Origin of the sequence: Phyllobacterium sp. (assembly GCF_037994425.1) — a bacterium.
Taxonomy (GTDB): Bacteria; Pseudomonadota; Alphaproteobacteria; order Rhizobiales; family Rhizobiaceae; genus Phyllobacterium.
Genome location: NZ_JBBNAM010000418.1, coordinates 14,937 through 34,060 on the forward strand (window position 1 = coordinate 14,937; position 19,124 = coordinate 34,060).

Below are 19,124 nucleotides of genomic sequence, written 5' to 3' on the forward strand. Positions count from 1 at the left end.
CTGCAAATCAAATCACATCTTTGGAGGAAGACATGAGCAAGCCTTACACCGGCGGTTGCGCCTGCGGTGCGGTCCGCTATGAGATTGCGGCTGAACCGGTATTTTCGAACGACTGCCAGTGCCGCGACTGCCAGAGGCGGAGCGGCACCGGACATGGGTCGTATATGACATTTGCCGGCGCGGATCCGAAGCTCAGCGGTGAAGCCAAAACTTGGGCTATTCCCGGCGACAGCAAAAATGTAAAGTCCCATGCGTTCTGCCCGACCTGCGGATCGCCGGTCTATTTGACTTTTGCCGTCATGCCGCAACTGTTCACCATTCACGCCGCAAGTCTCGACGATCCGGGCCGATACAGCCCGCAGGTGGTGACGTATGCCATGCGCGCGCTTCCTTGGGACCATGTCGACCCAGGTCTGCCGAAATTCGAAAAGATGCCGCCCGACATGTGATCGACATAGCTAGCATGTCGGCGGGCCTGGTGTCCTCGTTGCGGTTGCGATGGCAATTGGCACGGCTATAAGCGCTGTCGCAACCGCAAACGTGACCTGCATGGCTGTCGTGACCGCCGCGGCCGGCGCCATCGTGATATCCGTCGCGGCCGATGCGCGGGTGAATATGGCGCCCATGACGGACGCGCCTGTAATAAGACCGAGATTGCGCGAAAGGCTCAGCAAGCCGGAAATCACGCCGCGCCGATCCTGAGGAACATCCTTCATCGTCGCCGTGTTGTTGGCCGCCTGGAACAGTGCGTAGCCTGGCGTGAGGATGGCGATGGCAGTGATGTATCCTGCAATGCCGAATGCTGTCGGTATCAACCACAGCGCAATGGAACCGGCTGCCATCAAGATGAGGCCGACAATAATCATTACAGGAGTGCCCAGACGGTCGACCATGCGGCCGGCCGGGATGCCGCTTAGCGCCGAGATAATTGGCCCGCTCGACATGACAACGCCGACAAGTGACGCGCTGATCCCGAGCCCGTTGGAGAGATAGAACGGCCCGACCACCAGCGTCGCCATCATCACCGTGGAGACGAGCGCGTTCATGGCGAGACTGCCGCTTAATTCTGCGTTCCACAATAGTGCCAGCCGGACGAGGGGCGACGCGGATTTTTTCTCCGCCAGTACGAAGAGGCCGCCACCAAGGAAGGCAAGCAAGAGCAGGCTGGCGTTGAGCCAGTCGAAATGACCGCGTCCGATCGTCATGGCCAGAGAATAGGTGGCGAGGGTGAACGCCAGCAGTAGCGTGCCCGGCAGGTCGAAACCGGTTTGGTTCGGCCGGTCTTTGCGGCTTTCATCCGAAATACAGCGATAGGCGAGAATGAAGTTGGCGATGCCGAGCGGCACCATCACGAGAAAGATCGCGCGCCAGGTGGCGCCGGCGATCAACACGCCGCCGAGCGAGGGGCAGAGAGCCGTGCCGATTGCCGACATCGTTCCCAGCAGGCCCATCGCGCTGCCGATCCTTGCTTTCGGAACGGTCTCGCCAACAAGCGCGATGGTGAGCGACATCAAGACTGCGGCTCCAAGGCCCTGTACCGCGCGCGCAGCAATCAGCGTCGATATTGAAGGCGCCACAGCGCAAACGACAGAGGCAAAGGTGAACAGCAGGATTCCGGCGAGGAGCACGCGCCGATGGCCGACAAGGCGCCCAGGCGTCCCGCGCTGACGATAAAAATCGTTACGGCAAGGAGATAGGCGAGGATGATCCATTGGACGTGCTGAAAGGGTGCGGAGAATGTTCGTGCCAGCGTCGGCAATGCGACGTTGGCAATGCTGACGCCGAGTGCGGAAAGCAGCATCGAAAGGGCAAGGCTGGCGAGCGCCCATCGGATGAAGGGCGATTCACCCAAGGTTTCAATGCCCGCCTTATCTCGTGCAATCGCTATCGGGTTCACCACGTTCTCCTTTATCTGTAGCACGGCCCAAATTTAACGATTCGACAAAGAGGGCGGAAGACGCAGCATTTGCACTTCATTCGTGCATTTGACGCCATGTCATGAACGTCTTAGGTTCGCAGGATGACGCCACCGGATCTCAACCTGCTTCTCACGCTTGACGTGCTCCTGGCGGAGGGGAGCGTCGCGCGCGCGGCCAAGCGTCTCAACCTCAGCCCCTCGGCGATGAGCCGGGCGCTGGCACGCCTGCGCGAGACGACGGGCGACCCGCTTCTCGTTCGCGCTGGGCGCGGTCTTGTTCCGACACCCCGCGCGCTTGAACTTCGCCAGCGGATTGGTCCGCTGGTCGAGGAGGCGACGGCCGTTCTGCGTCCAGCGGCGACACTCGATCTCAAACGGCTCGAGCGAACATTCGCGCTCCGCACCAGCGACGGCTTTGTCGAGACATTCGGGCCCCAACTCATCGCGCGCGTCGGCACAGAGGCGCCGGGCGTGCGCCTGCGTTTCGTGCAGAAGGCCGACTGGGAAAGCGGGCCGCTACGTGATGGCAGCGTCGATATGGAGACGGGCGTCGTCGGCAAGGCGACGAGTTCGGAACTGCGTGTGCAAGCCCTGTTCCGCGACCGGTTCATCGGCGTGGTGCGTAGGAGTCATCCGCTCTGCCACGGCGAAGTCACAGCAGTGCGCTATGTGGAGGGCCGACATGTCAGCGTCTCGCGGCGCGGGCTCGACAAAGGGCCGATCGATGAGGAACTGGGATCGCTCGGTCTCGAAAGAGACATCGTGGTGATTGTTGGCGGCTTTGCGACTGCGCTCGCCCTCGCTCGTGGCTCCGACCTGATCGCCACGGTACCCGAACGGCACACGGAGGCATTGCGCGTTGGAATGCACAGCTTTCCGCTTCCGATCCCCATTCCGGCGGTCACCGTTTCATTGCTCTGGCACCCGCGCCTTGATGCGGACCCGGCCCATCGCTGGTTGCGTGGCTGCGTGCGGGAGGCATGTGCTGAACGGGCTCAGCGCGAATGAAATGGCACGCTTGACATTGAGATAAGTGTTTGCTTATCTAAAACGATGGAGCAGATCGTTTTCAAAGCCCTTGCTGATCCCACGCGCCGGGCCATCTTTGAAAGGCTCGCTGCCGCACCGCAGAATGCGACCGAGTTGCGGCAGGGCTTCGGCATTACGCAGCCTGCCGTGTCGCAGCATCTCGCCGTGTTGCGGGAGGCCCGACTTCTGAAAGAGCGCCGCGAAGGGCGATTCATCCGGTATGAGGTTGAACCCGACGGCCTTTTGATCCTCGTCAATTGGCTTGCCAAATATCGCACCTATTGGCCCGACCGCGCTGCCGACCTGGCGGCCTTGCTGAAGGAGATGGACCAGTGAATGAAGCGCTCTCACCTTCCGAACCACAACTCGAGTTCACCTTCGAGTTCGACGAACGTCCGGAGAAGGTCTGGAAGGCGATCAGCGTCGAAGCCTTTCGCCGGCAATGGCTTCCCGATCAGAACGTCCTCGAAGTGCTGCATGAAGCGCATCTCGCGCAACTCGAATTACTGATCGAGGAAGCCGAGCCGCCGCACGAGCGGGGCGTCGTGACGTTCAGCGTGCGCGCCAACGGCCGTGGCGGTACCATCTTTGCGGTCGTTCACAGGCGGACCATGGTTCGGGCCGCAGCGAATGATGCCGCACCAACAATGATGCTCGCCGCCTAACACTTATTACAACAGTCGGAAATCTGGAGGTTGCGCATGCGCGACACGATGCAACTCGTCCCCATGGTGGTGGAACAGTCTTCTCGCGGAGAACGCTCATTCGATATCTATTCACGCTTGCTGCGCGAGCGTATCGTTTTCCTCAATGGCGAGGTGAACGATGCCATGTCGGCAACGATCTGCGCCCAACTGCTTTTCCTCGAAGCCGAAAACCCAAAGCAGCCTATCGCGCTCTACATCAACTCCTATGGCGGCGTCATAACCAGCGGGCTGGCGATGTACGACACCATGCAGTTCATCCGGGCGCCCGTGCACACATTGTGCATGGGGACGGCCCGATCGATGGGGTCTTTTCTACTCATGGGTGGTGAGCCGGGACACAGGGTCGCCTTGCCGAATGCCAGCCTTCATGTCCATCAGCCGCTCGGTGGTTTTTAGGGACAGGCGTCGGATATCCTTATCCATGCTGAGGAAATGCAGCAGGTGAAGCATCGCATGATCACCCTCTACGCCAAACATTGCGGGCGCACCTACGAAGAGGTGGAGAAAACCCTCGATCGCGACAAATTCATGACTGCGGAACAGGCAGTCGAGTGGGGGCTGATCGACCGCGTGCTCACCGGGCGGCCCGACGAGACGGAGGCGCGTTAGGCGGGCAGGCAAATTTAACGTTCGCGGCGGTACCAGAAGCAATGGGGCAGGGGCTCCATTCTTGCTGCCTTATAAAACGGCACGGCATCCGGTACCGAGACTAGGACAAGCGCTACCTCGGGTCCCAGCACCTCGCGCGCATGGGCAAGCAGGCCGCGACCGATCCCCATGCCTTTCAGACCCTGCATGACCGCAAGTTCGGAAACGTAACAGAACCAAGAACAGTCGGTCGCACCGCGTGCAATGCCGACCAGCCTGTTGCCCTCATTGGGAAGCCGCGCGGTAATAACGAGGTTGGCATTGTCGAGCATGCGCTGCAGCCGCTCCAGATCGCCGACTGGCCTGATGTCGCCAAGCCCGGACGAAGCCAGAACCGAATGGAATTCTTCGGCGCGCACATTAGTTTCACGTGTATAAACGACGTCGTTTTCGACACCTGTCATGGTCGATCCTCCTTGGATTGACTGAGTGCAATTTTTGACATTCTTGGCCCATGAGCAAGGTTCGACTCAGGCGTGCGAGGAGGCTGCTCACATCCGTTGGCCGTTGAACAAATCTTGACCGGCCGTAGCTCGCGTTAAACGTGCAAGCACTTTCAATTTTTTAAGGGGTATGAATCGTCCCTTGTTTGGCTATTGAGGAAGGCGTTATCTGGATTTTGAGGCCCGCCTTCAGGCGGGAGATGCAGAGGAAGTGGCAATGGCTGGACGAACCTATTCTGCTCCCCACGGGGGCGCACCCGCGCAAACGCAACTCCTGACCGATCGCGCGGTCTTTACCGAAGCCTATGCCCTGATTCCAAAAGGGGTGATGATGGACATCGTCACCAGCTATCTGCCGTTCTGGGAAGACACCCGCCTTTGGGTACTTTCGCGTCCGCTCTCGGGATTTGCGGAAACATTTTCGCAATACATCATGGAAGTCGCGCCGGGCGGCGGTAGCGACCGGCCCGAGCTCGATCCGGGAGCCGAAGGCGTGTTGTTCGTGCTCGAAGGCGAATTGAGCGTGGTTCTCGACGGCGCGAAGCACGTCATGCAGCCGGGCGGCTTTGCCTTCATTCCCCCGGCAAGCAAATGGGCTGTTCGCAATGAAAGCAGCGCTCCTGTCCGTTTCCAGTGGATCCGCAAGGCCTATGAGGTCGTTGACGGCATCGATGTGCCGGAGGCTTTCTTTGCCAATGAAGCGGACGTTGCTCCTGCTCCGATGCCGGGAACGGAGGGCAAGTGGGCGACGACGCGTTTTGTCGACCCGTTGGACCTGCGTCACGACATGCACGTGACGATTGTTACCTTTGAACCGGGCGCGGTCATTCCCTTTGCCGAGACCCATGTCATGGAACACGGTCTCTATGTGCTTGAGGGCAAAGCCGTGTATCGGCTCAACCAGGATTGGGTTGAAGTGGAAGCCGGCGATTTCATGTGGCTGCGTGCCTTCTGCCCGCAAGCCTGCTATGCCGGCGGTCCTGGCAAGTTTCGGTACCTGCTCTACAAGGATGTCAACCGCCACATGAAGCTCAGCCTGTCGCCGCGGCGCTGAGCCGGAGCCCTAGTTGGCGCCTTCAACTGACCTTGGCGTCTCGAACCGCTTGAGTACGCCGTGTTCGGCGTCAATGGCTTTCCAGCCATCGATATTGAAATCGATTACGGCAATGGCGGCCGTCGGCAACTTTTCGCGCAGTCGCGAAAGGTCAAGCTCGGGCCCCTCGGTCGTGAGCTGGCCTGCGAATACTTCGAAACCTGGATTATGGCCAACTAGCATCAAGGTGCGGATGTTGGATGGCATCTGCCTGACGATATCGAAAAGCGCACTGACTGGAGCATCGTAAAGGCGCGGCTCCGCCTTCCATGCGACCTTCGATCCGAACTCAGCGTATGCAAGTTCCCAGGTCTCCATGGCTCTGCGCGCCGTGGAGACGAGCGCGAGATCGGGAAGAAGGTTTTCTCGCGCCAGAAACGCACCCATCAGCGGAGCCGTTCGCCGGCCGCGCTTCGCCAGGGGTCGTTTATCATCTGCCACACCCGCCGGCCATTCCGATTTTGCGTGGCGAAAGAGAATGAGCCTGCGCATATAGGCCCCCGTAATTAGGACGTTATTCGGAAGTCGCCCGCCATGTCCGCCATGCCGGCGTCCTCGGTCTTTACATCAGCGACCGATGCGCCGGGCGGACCCTGCCAGAACAAATCAAGCATCGCCGAGACAGCAGCATCCGGCCCTTCAATAAGTGCCGTGACTGTTCCATCAGGTTCATTGCGAACCCAGCCGCCAAGTCCGAGCCTGCGTGCCTCCATGCGCGTCCAGACACGGAAACTCACGCCCTGCACGCGGCCTGAAATGCGAACCCGTTTCGCTCGGTGCTTGTCCTGCATCGCGCCTCCTTACCGATCATTCGGTGGCGGACCCGAAAGTTATAAGACCGACCGCGAGTATTGCAAAGATGATACCGAACGACTGAACGATTGAAAGCTTCTCGCCGAAGAAAATCAACGCGATCAGGTTGACCGCGATGAGCTGAATAACCGCTGAAAGACTGAAGGCGGAAGCCATGCCGAACTCGCGCACCAATCGCAGCATGATGAGATTGCCGACCGAATAGAGTCCGATGGTCAGGAGCAGCTTGGCATTGCTTGGTGCGAGTGCCCAGGTTTTGGCACAGGTCGCAGCGAGCAGGAACGTCAGCGTCGAGGCGGTGAGCTGGAAGAAGCCCGTCAGGGTCATGTCGATCTCCGGTCAACAAAGTCGATTTTTGTTTGGGTCAGTCCGCTGGTTAAAGGGGGCAGATCGACATGGCAAATGCTAATGCCGCTGATTCATTATTGCAATATTGTCGACAATCTGATTTTCTATTTTTGCATTGAGGAAGGGCCATGAGCGCTACAGATTTTGACCCCATCGTCGACACGACCCGCCGGGCCGAAATCGTCAGCCTGCTCAAGCGGGCGATCCTCACCGGCAAGCTCGAGCCTGGTCAGAAACTCAACGAGCTTCGCATTTCCGAACAGATGCGTGTCAGCCGTGCGCCATTGCGGGAAGCCATGCGGGAACTGGTCCAGGAAGGCATTCTGACTAGTATTCCTTACGCGGGAACCTTCGTGATCGAAGTGACGGCGAAGGACATCGAGGATTCCTATTCCCTCAACCAGGTGCTTGACGAATTTGCCATCGAAAGGACGTGGCCGAACCGTACCGAAGTATTTTTTGCCGAACTTGACCGCCGCCACGCAGCCGTCAAGCAGGCGACGCTCGAGATCGACACGAGCCGGCAGATCGAGACTGCGCTGCAATTGCATGGCCTCATCTACGAATGGGCCGATCACCCGCTGCTGCTCGACACATGGCAACGCCTCACCAGCCGCCTTCAAATGTATTTCGCTCTGCATCAGCGCGCCCGCAACGAACCGGTTCCGTCGCTCGACGTTCACGAAGACTATGTTCGCCTCCTTAAAGGCAAGGACATGAAGGCGGTGCAAAGGCACGCCCGCGAGCACATCGCTCTGGATTTTGAAGAACTCGTTTCCTTCGCGCGCGGCCTTGAAGAGCGTCAAGCCGGTAGGAAACCCGGAAGCCGCAAACGCACCGAGAATTGATTGCTGCCGGCCGGAAGCTTGGTCCACCTACAAAAACACAGGATCGCCTATCGTGCATATCAAGTCCATCAAAGCCTACAGCCTCATGCAACCCTTCGTGGATGGCCGCTACAATATGTCAAAGGGGCGCGGCGCCGACGGCTTCGATGCGGTTCTCGTGGCAATCACCTCCGACAGCGGGCTGACAGGCTGGGGCGAAATGGCGCCGCTCGGAAATTTCTATTCGGCGGCATTCGCTGCGGGCGCCAGGGCAGGGGTTCCGGAAATTGCCCCGCACTTGCTAGGCAAAGATCCACGCGGGCTTGCGCAGATCAACCGCTTGATGGACACCGTCTTCAATGGCCATCCCTACATAAAGACTGCTTTCGACATGGCTTGCTCTGACTTGACCGCCCGCGCCGCCGACGTGCCGCTGGTAACGATGCTGGGCGGCCGGGAAAGCGACATGGCCGATCTCTATAAGGTCGTCACCCACGGTTCGGTCGAATCGATGGTCGCTCTTGCCAAGCGAATCGTGGGGGAAGGGTTCCATCGCCTGCAGGTCAAGGTCGGCGGTAAGGTGCATGACGACATCGAGCGGGTAACCGCCGTCGCCGCCGCGGTGCCGAAGGGCACTGTGATCTTCTGCGATGCCAATGGCGGGTGGACTGCCTATCAGGCGCGCCAATTCGCCGATGCGACACGCGGCATCGACTATACAATGGAGCAGCCGTGCCTCGCGATAGACGATTGCCTGTCCGTCCGCCGCTCGCTGGACAAGCCAATGGTGCTCGACGAATCCGTCACCTCCCTCGAACAAATGCTCGAGATTCATCGCAAGGGCGCGGCGGACGGTCTGACTTTGAAGATCTCGCGTCTCGGCGGCGTGACCAAGACCCGTCAGATTCGCGATGTCGCCGTCGACCTCGGCTTCATGGTCACGGTGGAAGACACGGGCGGGGCTGAGGTCGATACCGCCGCCATGGCGCACCTTTCGCTGTCGACCCCGGAAGAGCGGCGCATGCATGCGATCGCCTTCCACGAATGGGTGACAATCCGCACCGCAAAGAACGCCCCCCCGGTCGTCGGCAGCCGCATGGGTGTACCCGATGGTCCTGGGCTTGGCATTGACGTCGATCCCGACCTCCTTGGCAAGCCGTTCCTCGAATTGGGCCACTGAGATGAAAATTCGCCGGATCACCGCAACGCCGATCAATTTGACACTGGAAGCGCCCTATGTCTGGGTATTCGGTGAACTCGACGGTTTTTCACCGACGATCGTGGAAGTCGAGACCGATGATGGGCTGGTTGGGCTCGGCGAAGCGCCGAGTTCCGCCGCCGCGGCCATCATCAACGACACCCTTGCGCCCCGCCTTGTCGGACGAGACCCGATCGATATTGCCGGCGCGGAGAATGTCTGCCTTCCGTTCTGGACGGGTGTTCAGAGCATAAACGACCGTACGCGCATCCTTGCCTTCGGCGCGATTGAAATGGCGCTATGGGATCTGCGAGGCAAGGCCTGGAACCAGCCGCTCTATCAATTGCTCGGCGGCGCAGTCCGTAAGGAAATACCTTTCACCGACTACTTCTCCCTGCGCGGTGACGGTGCTGCCAGAATTGGCGAGAAAACGCCCGAGGAAGTCGCCGACTATTGCGTCGAACTCAACGAGCGATACGGAACAACGTTCTTCGAGGGAAAGTTCTCGACCGAGGACCCGAAGGTCTCGCTTCGCATGCTCGAACTCATCCGCAAGAAGCTCGGCGATGAGGTGATGCTGCGAATCGATTCCAACCAAGCTTATTCACTTGCAACTGCTCGGCAACTTGTGCGAGCGTTGGAACAACTGAACGTTCGCAACTGGGAAGATCCCGTCGCGACAATCGAGGAAATGCGTGAATTGCGTCGCCATTGTTCGATACCGTTCTCCACGCACAACATCGACATTGCCCGTGCCGTAGAATTGCGGGTTCCTGACGCGATTGTCGGAAATCCGGCAACCCATGGCGGCATCGGCCGCCTCGTTCGTTTCATCGGCGCCTGCGAACACGCCAGCATCGATTTCTGGTGCTACAGCGGCGATTCCGGCGTCGGCAGCGCCGCTTATCTCCATTTGTGCGCAGCGCTCGGCTGGATAAGGGAGCCAAACCAGTCCCTGTTCCGCATGCAGACGACCGATGTGATCGAAGAAGGGCCGTTTTCACCCCAGAACAATATCGTTCCAGTGCCAGAAGGCCCGGGTCTCGGAGTTGCACTCGACCGTAGTCGCTTGGCTGCCTGCCACAAGGATTTCGCTGATAAAGGGCCCAAGAACAAGTATCACGACCCGGCGAAGCCCGGCACCTACCGGCGCTTGCCGTTGAACTGAAAAGGAGAATTCTCGCTTACTGCCTGACCCGGCGCCAAGACCGGGCAATGCGTGATCGGAGGAAAAGGCAATCTTAAGTTTGTCGGTCACGGACGATCCGGCAACTCGGCGACCAGGAGCGCTGCCTAACTCATCGTCCGGCAAAAACATGATCCAGGGGAAAGAGCAGAAGCCATGAAAAACTACAAGTTCCTCGATATGCTCCGGCGTGGCCGGACTGATCTCGAAAATCATCTTATCGATGGTCTCGTCGACGGCAGGGTAAGCCGCCGCGAATTCATTCGTCACGGCAGCCTCCTTGGCCTGTCATTGCCTTTCCTCGGCAGTGTCGGATTTGCGGCCGGCATGGGCGGCATGCCGAGCCTCGCCCGAGCGCAAGGCACGGCCGGAGCCACGATCCGAGTTGCCAGCAGTGTTCCTGCTGCCGCGATCGAGCCCGTCAGCGTCGCCGACGCCGGGGGTCTACTCATGCTGCAGCAGTGCGGCGAATTCCTTTGCCTCGACGGCCCTGATCTCGTCTTGAAGCCGATGCTGGCCGAAAGCTGGAAGCCGAACGACAAGGGCGACGTCTGGACGTTCAATCTGCGCAAGGGCGTCAAGTTCCACAGCGGCGGCGAGATGAAGGCCGACGACGTCGTGGCGAGTATCGACCGCCTTGCCGATCCGAAAAATTCGTCCAATGCGCTTTCCGTGTTTACCGGTTTCCTGCAGAAGGGCGCCACGAAGAAGGTCGACGACTACACTGTCGAGTTCCACCTCGACGCGCCCAACGGCAACTTCCCCTATATGGTGTCGTCGGACAATTACAACGCGATCATCATTCCTGCCGATTACAAGGGCGACTTCGAAAAGAACTTCAATGGCACGGGCCCCTTCAAGCTGGAGAAGTACACGCCGAAGGTTGGCGCGTCTTTCGTGCGCAACGAGGATTATTGGGGTGAAAAAGCGCTTCCGGCGCGCACGGAATTCACCTTCTTCGGCGATATCCAGCCGATGATCCTCGCGCTTCAGGGCCGGCAGGTCGACGTGATCAACCAGATGCCGGTGCTTGCCGGCGTTGCGCTGCTCAACGATCCGAATGTCGATATCCTCAGCCTGAAATCCGTAGCCCACCACCAGGTCCACATGCGCACGGACATGGATCCCTTCAAGGATCCGCGTGTGCGCCGCGCTGTCGCGCTCAGCATCGACCGCAACAAGCTGCAGAAAGGCTTGATGCGTGGTCGTGCCTCGCTCGGCAATGACAGCCCGTTTGCGCCGGTCTTCCCGTCGACGGACACGACGGTTGCTCAACGCCAGCAGGATCTGAAACAGGCGAAGGAACTGATGGAGGCCGCAGGGGCCGGCAAGGGCTTCAAGGTCACCCTCACCACTGAACGCTATCTGGAAATTCCGGAATACGCGCAGCTCATCCAGAATGCGGTCAAGGAGATCGGCATCGACCTTGAACTCAATATCCTCGATCAGGGCGCCTATTACGGCGATGCGGTGTTCGGCAAGTCGAACTGGCTCGACTCCGTCATGGGCATTACCGACTACGGCCATCGCGGCGTGCCGAATGTCTATCTGTCGGCACCTCTGAAGAGCGAGGGCACCTGGAACTCGGCCCACTTCAAGAACAAGGACTATGACACGCTCGCTGCGGGCTATATCGCTGCACTCGACCTTGAGGCGCAGAAGGAAACGGCAGGCAAGATCCAGCGGCTGCTGCTTGAAGAGACGCCGGTCATCTTCGGCTATTTCTTCGACTATCTGACGGCAACGGCGAAGGGCGTTACCGGCGTGCAGCCGACAGCGATGTCGCAGAACTATCTCGACCGCGCGTCAAAAGCCTGACGGGAGGGACGGACATCCTGCAACAGCCAGCTCCATGTGAATGGGGCTGGCTAACATGGGAGCTCAAGCCATTCTCGCCTTTCTGCTCAAGCGCATTGCCCTTTCGATCGTAACGTTGTTCCTGCTCAGTATCATGGTGTTTCTGGGAGGCCAGGTGCTGCCCGGGAATGTCGGGCGCGCCATATTGGGTCCGCTTGCCGACCAGCGCGCCGTTGATGCGCTCAATCACTCCCTCGGGCTGGACCGACCGCTTCTCGTTCAATACTGGGACTGGATTTCGCATTTCGTTCAAGGAGATATGGGTACTTCCTATATCTTCAGGGCACCGGTGGCGCCTTTCGTCATCGATGCACTCGGCAACTCGATGAAGCTTGCGCTGGTTGCCTTTATCATGGTCGTACCGCTTGGCATTCTCGGAGGCATCATCGCCGCCCTCAATGTGAATAGGCCGATCGACCGCATCATCAGCCTGGGCGGCCTGTCGGCGACCGTGTTGCCGGAGTTCGTTACCGGCATCATTTTTATTCTGATTTTCGGCGTTTGGCTGAATTGGCTACCGATCGCGGCGGTCTGGCCACCTGGTTCGGGCATCTTGACCCAAATCTATTATCTACTTCTGCCGGCGCTCCCGCTGTTCCTGGTGCTTTTCGGTTATATCGCGCGAATGGCAAGGTCGGGCATGGTCGAGGCGCTCGATTCCGACTACACGCGAACGGCCGTACTGAAAGGCCTGCCGTGGCGCACCGTCATCTGGCGCCATGTCCTGCGCAATGCGTTGTTGCCGACCATAACTGTGATCGCCACCCAGACCGGCTACCTTATTGGTGGCCTTGTCGTGGTTGAGACCCTGTTTCGCTATCAGGGCATCGGCTCCCTTATCTTCACTGCGGCACGCGGCAAGGATTTTCCGGTTCTCGAGGCCGGAATTCTGACGATAGGCATCGTCTATGCGGTTGCAACGTTGATCGCGGACCTTCTCTACTCTGTCCTCAACCCACGCATCCGACTGGGGACCGATCAATGACGGCGACAGACATCAAGCAACCCGATTTGCCAGCATCTGCTTCGAGGCGTAGTCCGGCCATGGAGGTCGTGGCAGCGCTCGGTCGCTCCGGTTCTTTCCTCCCAGGCCTTGTCATCGTGCTCTTCTGGGTCGCATGTGCGCTGTTCGGCGAATATTTTACCCCACACGATCCGCTTGCCGACGATATCATCAACGCGCTCATGCCGCCTTCAGCCGATAATTGGTTCGGAACCGACCAGCTTGGGCGGGATGTATTCTCGCGGGTCATCGTCGGGTCGCGCGATATTCTGACCGTCGCGCCGCTAGCCACGCTCCTCGCGACAATCGCCGGGACGACACTCGGCCTCTTTACCGGGTACTTTCGCGGGCTCGTCGATGATGTCATCAGTCGCATACTCGAAGCCTTCATGGCCATCCCCGTCGTGATCGTCGCATTGCTCGCCATCGTCGCGCTTGGAACATCGAAGACCACCGTGATCATCGTCATTGGCTTGAGCTTTGCACCGATCATCGCCCGCACCGTTCGCTCGGCCGTGCTCTCGGAACGAGAACTCGACTATGTCGCCGCGGCGCAATTGCGCCGGGAGAGCGCGCTTCACACGATGTTTGTGGAGATACTTCCCAATGTTATCCCCCCGATCTTGGTCGAAACCACGGTGCGGCTCGGCTATGCGATCTTCGCGGTTGCGACGCTGAGCTTCATGGGCTTCGGCATTCAACCGCCATCGCCGGACTGGGGTCTGAGCATTTCCAGCAACTATGGGATGATCGGTGGCGGATTCTGGTGGACGGTATTGTTCGACGCACTCGCCATCGCCTCGCTGGTGATCGGCGTCAATCTCGTGGCCGACGGCGTGCAGGTGGCCCTCAATGACTGAACCAATCACCGCCAACGCCCTCGAACTGCACCACCTCTCCGTTGCCTACCGGGTCGGCGGACGCAATCGCGCAGTGTTGCGCGATCTGAGCCTGACCATTCGCCCGGGCGAGGCTTATGGACTTGTCGGCGAGTCCGGCTGCGGAAAGTCGACGGTCGCCCTTTCCGTCGTGCGCTACCTTCCGCGGAATGGCGTCATCACCGCTGGCGAGATCTCGCTCGCAGGCGAGAATGTCATGAAGCTCGACAATGAATCGCTCCGCCGAATGCGGGCCGAACGCGTGTCGATGGTCTATCAGGATCCTGGCAAGGCCCTCAACCCGTCAATCCGCATCGGACGTCAGCTAACCGAGATATTCGAGTTGCGCGGCATTTCCGGTCAGGGCGCCATTGATCAGGCAATCGCCATGCTCAACCGGGTCCGCATCTCCGATCCGGTGAGGGTAATGCAACGCTACCCCCATCAGCTATCCGGCGGCATGCAGCAGCGCGTCGGCATCGCCATGGCGCTTGCCAACGATCCGACGATGCTGATCCTGGATGAACCGACGACCGGGCTCGACGCCACCGTCGAAGCGGAAGTCCTCGATCTTATCGCCAAGCTCAGGCAAGAGCTCTCGGCGTCCATTTTGTTCATCAGCCACAACCTCGCGGTCGTCTCGCGCATGTGCGATCGCGTCGGTGTCCTTTACGCCGGCATGCTGGTCGAGGAGGGTACGACCGAGGAGGTTTTCAACAATCCGCGCCATCCCTACACGGTCGCACTTTTGCGCTGCCTGCCGCGGGGCGGCCAGCGCAAGGACCAGATAAGGCTGGATACGATTCCGGGGTTTCTCCCGGCGCCCGGCGCGAAGATAACCGGCTGCCCCTTTGCCGATCGTTGCGCCCTTGCTGACAGCCGCTGTCACAATGAGTTGCCGCCACTCCACGACCTCGGGGATCGCCTTTCCCGCTGCCACTACCACGAGAGGGCGCAGGATCTTCCGCGCACGACCCCCGGAAATATCGCTGCCGCGGCGGTAGTGACTGCCCGAGAACCTGTCTTGCGGATTGAGAGCCTCAACAAGACCTACGCAGCCCATGGTCAGGCTTTGCGGGCTGTCAACGACGTTTCCCTTGATCTCATGCCCGGCCAGACCCTTGGCCTTGTCGGCGAGTCGGGTAGCGGAAAGACCACGTTTGCCCGTCTCCTTCTCGGTCTTGTTCCGGCCGACGAGGGGGGAACGATGCGACTCGATGGCAAGCCCCTCGCGCCGAAACTTGAAAGCCGCAGCGCCGACCAGGTCAAGGCGATGCAAATCGTCTTCCAGAACCCGGATTCGGCGCTCAATCGCTCACACTCGATCCGGCATATTATGGGACGCGCGTTGCGGACGCTGGCGGGTTTGAAGGGCGCGGCGCAGCAAAAGCGCCTTGTAGAGCTTGTCCGCTCTGTTCGCCTGACGGAGCGGCATCTGAGCGTGAAGCCGCGCCAGCTATCTGGGGGATTGAAGCAGCGTGTAGCGATCGCCCGCGCCTTTGCCGGAGATCCGCGCATCGTCGTCTGCGATGAGCCGACCTCGGCGCTCGACGTGTCGGTGCAGGCAGCGATCCTCAATCTCCTTGCCGATCTCCAGACCAAGGAACATGTGAGCTATATCTTCATCTCGCACGATCTCGCCGTCGTGCGCTATTTGTCGGACCAGATCGCCGTGCTCTATCTCGGACGGATCATGGAGATCGGACCTTCTGAACGGGTATTCTCCGGCCCTCACCACCCATACACGGAAGCGCTGCTGTCGGCCGTGCCGAAGCTCGACGAGGCCGAACAAAGCCGTGTCCGCCTCGACGGTGAAATTCCAAGCGCGGTCAATCCACCGTCAGGTTGCGTGTTCCATACCCGCTGCCCGCGCAAGATCGGGGCGATCTGCGAAGAGCAGGAGCCGCCGCTCTTCGACTCCGAGCCCGAACACAAGATCCGCTGCCACATCCCATTCGAGGAACTGGCACGCCTGCAAAAGAAGCAAGAGGTAGTGACCGCATGAGCGACGAGAGGGTGATGACCTATGACGAAATCGAGACCCTCGCGGCACGTGCCCTGATCGCCTCGGACGTCGCGCCGGAAAATGCGGCAGCGGTGGCGAAGTCGATCGCGGCTGCGGAGCGGGACGGCCAAGCGATCGTCGGCCTCTCCTACCTCCCGACCTATTGCGATCACGCCGCCTGCAAAAAAGTGGACGGGCATGCGCAACCGCGCCTTGAGAAGCTGTCGAGCGTTGCGCTCCGCGTCGACGCCGGCACGGGCTTCGCCCATCCGGCCATAGCGCTCGGCCTTCCGGCCCTCGTGGAGGCGGCCCGGCAATCGGGGATCGCTGCGCTGTCCGTCGGCAATTCCTATGCTTGCGGCTCACTTGGCTATTTCGTCGAGGACCTCGCGGTACAGGGTCTTGTTGCGATGATGACCGCCAATGCTTCACCGTCGATTGCACCGTTCGGCGGCAAGACGCCATTCTTCGGCACCAACCCGCTCGCCTTTGCCGTTCCGCGCGCGGCACAGGCGCCGCTGGTCATCGACCAGTCGTCCAGCGTCGTCGCCAAGGTCGCCGTGATCGACGCCTATAATCGCGGGGTCCCGTTGCCCGATGGATGGGCCATCGATACGGATGGCGTGCCGACCAATGATGCTGCCGCCGCCGTGGAGGGAAGTCTCCTGCCGATCGGCGGTTACAAGGGATTTGGGCTTGCTTTGATGGTCGACATTCTTGCTGCCGGCTTGGGCGGCTCGCACTGGTCCTACGAGGCCTCGTCCTTTGGCGATTGCGAGGGCGGTCCGCCCCGGACCGGTCAGTTCATCATTGCCATCGATCCGGGCCTGTTCGCCGGTCCCGGCTTTACTGGCCGGCTCGAGGAAATGCTGGCGGCCGTCAAGGAAACGCCGGTGGTGCGACTGCCAGGTGATCGGCGGCTTGAAACGCGGCGAAGGCATGCGAATGGCGTCCCCCTGCAAGCCGCCGTGGTAGAGACCGTCGAGCGCTACGCGCGCGACGGCTCTCCGATGCTCGGGAAGTAGACAGGCTTACATTTCGCTCTTGATATAGGCGACGAGTTGGTCAAGCACAGTACCCCAGCCGTCGTGGAAGCCCATATCCTCGTGCTGCTTCCTGCTTGCTTCATCGCGATGGATCGCAACGGCTCTATAGCGCGTGCCGTTTCCCTCCGATTCCAACGTCAGATATGCAGTGAAAAAGGGTTTCTCCGATGGGCGATAGCCGGGGAGGAGCGCATCGGTCCACACCAGCTTCTCGTTCGGAATAACCTCGAGATAGCATCCGACGTTCGGGAAAGACTGGCCTTCCGGTGACAGCATGGTCGTGCGGAAGACGCCGCCCGGACGAAGGTCGATCTCGCAGTCGGTCGTCTGCCATGGCTTGGGCGTGAACCATTTGACGATGTGTTCAGGCGTTGTCCAGGCCTTCCAGACCAGTTCGCGCGGCACATCGACCACCCGTTCGAGAACAAGATCGAGTTTCGGATTCACCGCTGGTGATTGCGTCATTTATCGTTCTCCTTGAGTTGGATGAGATATTCGTCAAGCTGATCGAGGCGGCGCTCCCAAAGTGACCGCTGCTTCGCCAGCCAATCTTCGATCAATTGCAGTGGCTCGGGTTCGAGCCGGTACGTGCGAATGCGGCCGGTCTTGGCCGAACGCACCAGACCGCAACCCTCCAGCACCTTGAGATGCTCGACAAAGGAGGGCAGGGCCATGTCGAACGGCGCGGCAAGTTCGCTGACAGATGCCGGGCTGCTCCCGAGACGTTCGAGAACGCGCCGCCGCGTCGGGTCTGAAAGGGCGCGAAAGACACCGTCGATCGGCACGATTGCCTGTGTAGTGTTAAGCGTCGTTCCGATCATCGTTGCACCTCCGTTCCCGGATATCACTTAGGATAATTCCTAAGTATTGGCAAGCCACTTTGATCGATCACTGCGAATTACGTAACGATCAAATTTATTGGCTTGTCAGCAAACGGCGCAGCGATATGGTCCGGCGCATGCGATCAAAGACCTCATCCTCCATCCGGCTTGCGCTTGGCGGGCTCGTGGCAATGGCTGTCGGCATGGGCATCGGCCGCTTCATCTTCACGCCGATCCTTCCCGGCATGATGAGCGACCTCGGGCTGTCGCCGGGCGACGCTGGCGTCATCGCCTCGGCCAATTACGTTGGGTATCTCCTCGGCGCGGTCGTGGCTGGCTTCAGCTGGTGGTCCGGCCTGGAGCGGCCGCTCGTCTACGTCGCGCTCGGGCTGAGTGCCGCGCTCTGCTTCGCCATGAGCATCAGCGATGGCGTGCTCGTATTTTCGCTTGTCAGGTTCTTCGCAGGCATGGCCAGTGCCTTCATGCTGGTGTTCACAGCGACGATCGTCTTCAGCCATCTCGCGGCCGCCAATCGCCAGGACCTGCAGGCCCTCCATTTTGGCGGCGTCGGCACCGGCATTGCCATTTCATCGCTGCTTGTCGCGTTCAGTTCGGCAAATGGCTATGGCTGGCGTGAGGATTGGATCGGCGCTGCAATCCTCTCGATCCTGGGTTTGCTTGCGGTGCTCGCGCTCATTCGGACTGGACCGCTGCGCGGCGGTTCCACCGTTATTGAACCCCCCCTTGTCTGGACGCCAGCATTCATCAAGGTCAATATCGCTTACGGCATATTCGGCTTCGGCTACATCATCACCGCAACGTTCATTATCGCGATCGTGCGCTCCAGCCAGGGCGGACCTTGGATGGAGGCGCTGGTCTGGCTCTTGACCGGCATCGCCGGAGCGATCTCGGTTTGGCTGTGGACGCCGCTTCTCCATCGCACTGGGCCGTTCATCGCCCTTGCCATCGGATGCGCCGTACAGGCGATCGGCGTTGCGGCGAGCGTCGTCTTGCCCGCACCATGGGGGCCGATTCTGGGCGGGCTCCTGCTTGGATTGACCTTCATCGTCATCACGGCCTTCGGCTTCCAGGCCGGGCGCGTGCTTCTCCCGGATTCACCGCGCAAAGTGATGGCGGTCATGACCGCGGCGTTCGGCGTCGGCCAGATTATCGGGCCGCTTGTTGGCGGCTACCTTGCGAATGTCACCGGCGACTATATTTTTGCGACCTTGGCTGCTGCCGCCAGCCTGATCGTTGCCGCGTTCTTTGCCTATTCGGCAAGGCGCGGCAAAAGCGGGCGCTAG

General features: G+C 60.1%; 20 protein-coding genes and 2 pseudogenes. 15 read left to right on the plus strand and 7 right to left on the minus strand.

What is annotated here, in order from left to right:
• Window positions 1-32: 32 nt before the first annotated feature.
• Window positions 33-449, plus strand: a complete 417-nt coding sequence (locus AAAB35_RS27435) for a GFA family protein (protein ID WP_340671504.1) — start codon at window positions 33-35, stop codon at window positions 447-449.
• A gap of 9 nt (window positions 450-458) precedes the next feature.
• Here AAAB35_RS27435 and AAAB35_RS27440 read toward each other — a convergent pair.
• Window positions 459-1,888 (minus strand): annotated as a pseudogene (locus AAAB35_RS27440) (MFS transporter).
• Between the two features lie 132 nt (window positions 1,889-2,020).
• Here AAAB35_RS27440 and AAAB35_RS27445 point away from each other — a divergent pair.
• The 4 genes and pseudogenes from AAAB35_RS27445 to AAAB35_RS27460 all read left to right on the plus strand — a co-directional run bounded on the left by AAAB35_RS27445 (window position 2,021) and on the right by AAAB35_RS27460 (window position 4,263).
• Window positions 2,021-2,926 carry a LysR family transcriptional regulator gene (locus AAAB35_RS27445; protein WP_340671505.1) on the plus strand — a complete coding sequence of 302 codons (906 nt, stop codon included), beginning with the start codon at window positions 2,021-2,023 and terminating at the stop codon, window positions 2,924-2,926.
• Window positions 2,927-2,971: 45 nt separating this feature from the next.
• Entirely contained in the window at window positions 2,972-3,283 is a 312-nt protein-coding gene (locus tag AAAB35_RS27450; RefSeq protein WP_340671506.1) for a metalloregulator ArsR/SmtB family transcription factor, read from the plus strand.
• Window positions 3,280-3,612 (plus strand): hypothetical protein, encoded by a 333-nt coding sequence (locus AAAB35_RS27455; RefSeq protein WP_340671507.1) that lies wholly within the window; start codon window positions 3,280-3,282, stop codon window positions 3,610-3,612. The genes AAAB35_RS27450 and AAAB35_RS27455 overlap by 4 nt, the downstream gene beginning before the upstream one ends.
• 36 nt (window positions 3,613-3,648) lie before the next feature.
• A pseudogene (locus tag AAAB35_RS27460) lies at window positions 3,649-4,263 on the plus strand (ATP-dependent Clp protease proteolytic subunit).
• A 14-nt stretch (window positions 4,264-4,277) separates the two neighbouring features.
• Here the strand turns inward: AAAB35_RS27460 and AAAB35_RS27465 are convergent.
• Window positions 4,278-4,706 carry a GNAT family N-acetyltransferase gene (locus AAAB35_RS27465; protein WP_340671508.1) on the minus strand — a complete coding sequence of 143 codons (429 nt, stop codon included), beginning with the start codon at window positions 4,704-4,706 and terminating at the stop codon, window positions 4,278-4,280.
• A 256-nt stretch (window positions 4,707-4,962) separates the two neighbouring features.
• Between AAAB35_RS27465 and AAAB35_RS27470 the strand changes: the two genes are divergently transcribed.
• Window positions 4,963-5,799, plus strand: a complete 837-nt coding sequence (locus AAAB35_RS27470; protein ID WP_340671509.1) for a bifunctional allantoicase/(S)-ureidoglycine aminohydrolase — start codon at window positions 4,963-4,965, stop codon at window positions 5,797-5,799.
• Window positions 5,800-5,808: 9 nt separating this feature from the next.
• Here AAAB35_RS27470 and AAAB35_RS27475 read toward each other — a convergent pair whose 3' ends face one another.
• From AAAB35_RS27475 to AAAB35_RS27485, 3 genes are read right to left on the minus strand one after another with little or no spacing between them, the layout of a single operon-like run.
• Window positions 5,809-6,330 (minus strand): histidine phosphatase family protein, encoded by a 522-nt coding sequence (locus tag AAAB35_RS27475; protein WP_340671510.1) that lies wholly within the window; start codon window positions 6,328-6,330, stop codon window positions 5,809-5,811.
• A 14-nt stretch (window positions 6,331-6,344) separates the two neighbouring features.
• Complete coding sequence (locus AAAB35_RS27480) at window positions 6,345-6,629, minus strand: acylphosphatase (protein ID WP_340671511.1); 285 nt, start codon at window positions 6,627-6,629, stop codon at window positions 6,345-6,347.
• Between the two features lie 16 nt (window positions 6,630-6,645).
• Window positions 6,646-6,978 carry a hypothetical protein gene (locus AAAB35_RS27485; protein ID WP_340671512.1) on the minus strand — a complete coding sequence of 111 codons (333 nt, stop codon included), beginning with the start codon at window positions 6,976-6,978 and terminating at the stop codon, window positions 6,646-6,648.
• 149 nt (window positions 6,979-7,127) lie between these two features.
• Between AAAB35_RS27485 and AAAB35_RS27490 the strand changes: the two genes are divergently transcribed.
• The 8 genes from AAAB35_RS27490 to AAAB35_RS27525 all read left to right on the plus strand — a co-directional run bounded on the left by AAAB35_RS27490 (window position 7,128) and on the right by AAAB35_RS27525 (window position 16,978).
• The gene (locus AAAB35_RS27490; RefSeq protein WP_340671513.1) at window positions 7,128-7,847 is read left to right on the plus strand and encodes a GntR family transcriptional regulator; all 720 of its coding nucleotides are present in this window, start codon (window positions 7,128-7,130) and stop codon (window positions 7,845-7,847) included.
• 52 nt (window positions 7,848-7,899) lie between these two features.
• On the plus strand, window positions 7,900-9,006 hold the full coding sequence (locus tag AAAB35_RS27495) for a mandelate racemase/muconate lactonizing enzyme family protein (RefSeq protein WP_340671514.1): 1,107 nt from the start codon (window positions 7,900-7,902) through the stop codon (window positions 9,004-9,006).
• 1 nt (window position 9,007) lies between these two features.
• The gene (locus AAAB35_RS27500) at window positions 9,008-10,192 is read left to right on the plus strand and encodes a mandelate racemase/muconate lactonizing enzyme family protein (protein ID WP_340671515.1); all 1,185 of its coding nucleotides are present in this window, start codon (window positions 9,008-9,010) and stop codon (window positions 10,190-10,192) included.
• A gap of 174 nt (window positions 10,193-10,366) precedes the next feature.
• Entirely contained in the window at window positions 10,367-12,028 is a 1,662-nt protein-coding gene (locus tag AAAB35_RS27505; protein WP_340671516.1) for an ABC transporter substrate-binding protein, read from the plus strand.
• Between the two features lie 55 nt (window positions 12,029-12,083).
• Window positions 12,084-13,052 (plus strand): ABC transporter permease, encoded by a 969-nt coding sequence (locus AAAB35_RS27510; protein WP_340671517.1) that lies wholly within the window; start codon window positions 12,084-12,086, stop codon window positions 13,050-13,052.
• Window positions 13,049-13,930, plus strand: a complete 882-nt coding sequence (locus tag AAAB35_RS27515) for an ABC transporter permease (RefSeq protein ID WP_340671518.1) — start codon at window positions 13,049-13,051, stop codon at window positions 13,928-13,930. The genes AAAB35_RS27510 and AAAB35_RS27515 overlap by 4 nt, the downstream gene beginning before the upstream one ends.
• Window positions 13,923-15,953: an ABC transporter ATP-binding protein gene (locus tag AAAB35_RS27520; RefSeq protein WP_340671519.1), complete on the plus strand. Its 2,031-nt coding sequence runs from the start codon at window positions 13,923-13,925 to the stop codon at window positions 15,951-15,953. The genes AAAB35_RS27515 and AAAB35_RS27520 overlap by 8 nt, the downstream gene beginning before the upstream one ends.
• Window positions 15,950-16,978 carry an Ldh family oxidoreductase gene (locus tag AAAB35_RS27525; protein WP_340671520.1) on the plus strand — a complete coding sequence of 343 codons (1,029 nt, stop codon included), beginning with the start codon at window positions 15,950-15,952 and terminating at the stop codon, window positions 16,976-16,978. The genes AAAB35_RS27520 and AAAB35_RS27525 overlap by 4 nt, the downstream gene beginning before the upstream one ends.
• 6 nt (window positions 16,979-16,984) lie before the next feature.
• Here AAAB35_RS27525 and AAAB35_RS27530 read toward each other — a convergent pair whose 3' ends face one another.
• Together AAAB35_RS27530 and AAAB35_RS27535 are read right to left on the minus strand one after the other, a co-directional pair.
• Window positions 16,985-17,464 carry an SRPBCC family protein gene (locus AAAB35_RS27530; RefSeq protein ID WP_340671521.1) on the minus strand — a complete coding sequence of 160 codons (480 nt, stop codon included), beginning with the start codon at window positions 17,462-17,464 and terminating at the stop codon, window positions 16,985-16,987.
• Window positions 17,461-17,820, minus strand: a complete 360-nt coding sequence (locus AAAB35_RS27535; protein ID WP_340671522.1) for a metalloregulator ArsR/SmtB family transcription factor — start codon at window positions 17,818-17,820, stop codon at window positions 17,461-17,463. Before AAAB35_RS27535 ends, AAAB35_RS27530 begins: the two co-directional genes overlap by 4 nt.
• Window positions 17,821-17,957: 137 nt before the next feature.
• On the opposite strand from AAAB35_RS27535, the gene AAAB35_RS27540 reads away from it, so the two are divergent.
• The gene (locus tag AAAB35_RS27540) at window positions 17,958-19,124 is read left to right on the plus strand and encodes a YbfB/YjiJ family MFS transporter (RefSeq protein ID WP_340671523.1); all 1,167 of its coding nucleotides are present in this window, start codon (window positions 17,958-17,960) and stop codon (window positions 19,122-19,124) included.

Coding starts and splice junctions, on each gene's coding strand:
- AAAB35_RS27475 (WP_340671510.1), bottom strand. CDS start 6,330: ATGCGCAGGCTCATTCTCTTTCGCCACGCAAAATCGGAATGGCCGGCG.
- AAAB35_RS27445 (WP_340671505.1), top strand. CDS start 2,021: ATGACGCCACCGGATCTCAACCTGCTTCTCACGCTTGACGTGCTCCTG.
- AAAB35_RS27500 (WP_340671515.1), top strand. CDS start 9,008: ATGAAAATTCGCCGGATCACCGCAACGCCGATCAATTTGACACTGGAA.
- AAAB35_RS27535 (WP_340671522.1), bottom strand. CDS start 17,820: ATGATCGGAACGACGCTTAACACTACACAGGCAATCGTGCCGATCGAC.
- AAAB35_RS27520 (WP_340671519.1), top strand. CDS start 13,923: ATGACTGAACCAATCACCGCCAACGCCCTCGAACTGCACCACCTCTCC.
- AAAB35_RS27510 (WP_340671517.1), top strand. CDS start 12,084: ATGGGAGCTCAAGCCATTCTCGCCTTTCTGCTCAAGCGCATTGCCCTT.
- AAAB35_RS27490 (WP_340671513.1), top strand. CDS start 7,128: ATGAGCGCTACAGATTTTGACCCCATCGTCGACACGACCCGCCGGGCC.
- AAAB35_RS27435 (WP_340671504.1), top strand. CDS start 33: ATGAGCAAGCCTTACACCGGCGGTTGCGCCTGCGGTGCGGTCCGCTAT.
- AAAB35_RS27515 (WP_340671518.1), top strand. CDS start 13,049: ATGACGGCGACAGACATCAAGCAACCCGATTTGCCAGCATCTGCTTCG.
- AAAB35_RS27480 (WP_340671511.1), bottom strand. CDS start 6,629: ATGCAGGACAAGCACCGAGCGAAACGGGTTCGCATTTCAGGCCGCGTG.
- AAAB35_RS27530 (WP_340671521.1), bottom strand. CDS start 17,464: ATGACGCAATCACCAGCGGTGAATCCGAAACTCGATCTTGTTCTCGAA.
- AAAB35_RS27470 (WP_340671509.1), top strand. CDS start 4,963: ATGGCTGGACGAACCTATTCTGCTCCCCACGGGGGCGCACCCGCGCAA.
- AAAB35_RS27485 (WP_340671512.1), bottom strand. CDS start 6,978: ATGACCCTGACGGGCTTCTTCCAGCTCACCGCCTCGACGCTGACGTTC.
- AAAB35_RS27450 (WP_340671506.1), top strand. CDS start 2,972: ATGGAGCAGATCGTTTTCAAAGCCCTTGCTGATCCCACGCGCCGGGCC.
- AAAB35_RS27540 (WP_340671523.1), top strand. CDS start 17,958: ATGCGATCAAAGACCTCATCCTCCATCCGGCTTGCGCTTGGCGGGCTC.
- AAAB35_RS27465 (WP_340671508.1), bottom strand. CDS start 4,706: ATGACAGGTGTCGAAAACGACGTCGTTTATACACGTGAAACTAATGTG.
- AAAB35_RS27505 (WP_340671516.1), top strand. CDS start 10,367: ATGAAAAACTACAAGTTCCTCGATATGCTCCGGCGTGGCCGGACTGAT.
- AAAB35_RS27525 (WP_340671520.1), top strand. CDS start 15,950: ATGAGCGACGAGAGGGTGATGACCTATGACGAAATCGAGACCCTCGCG.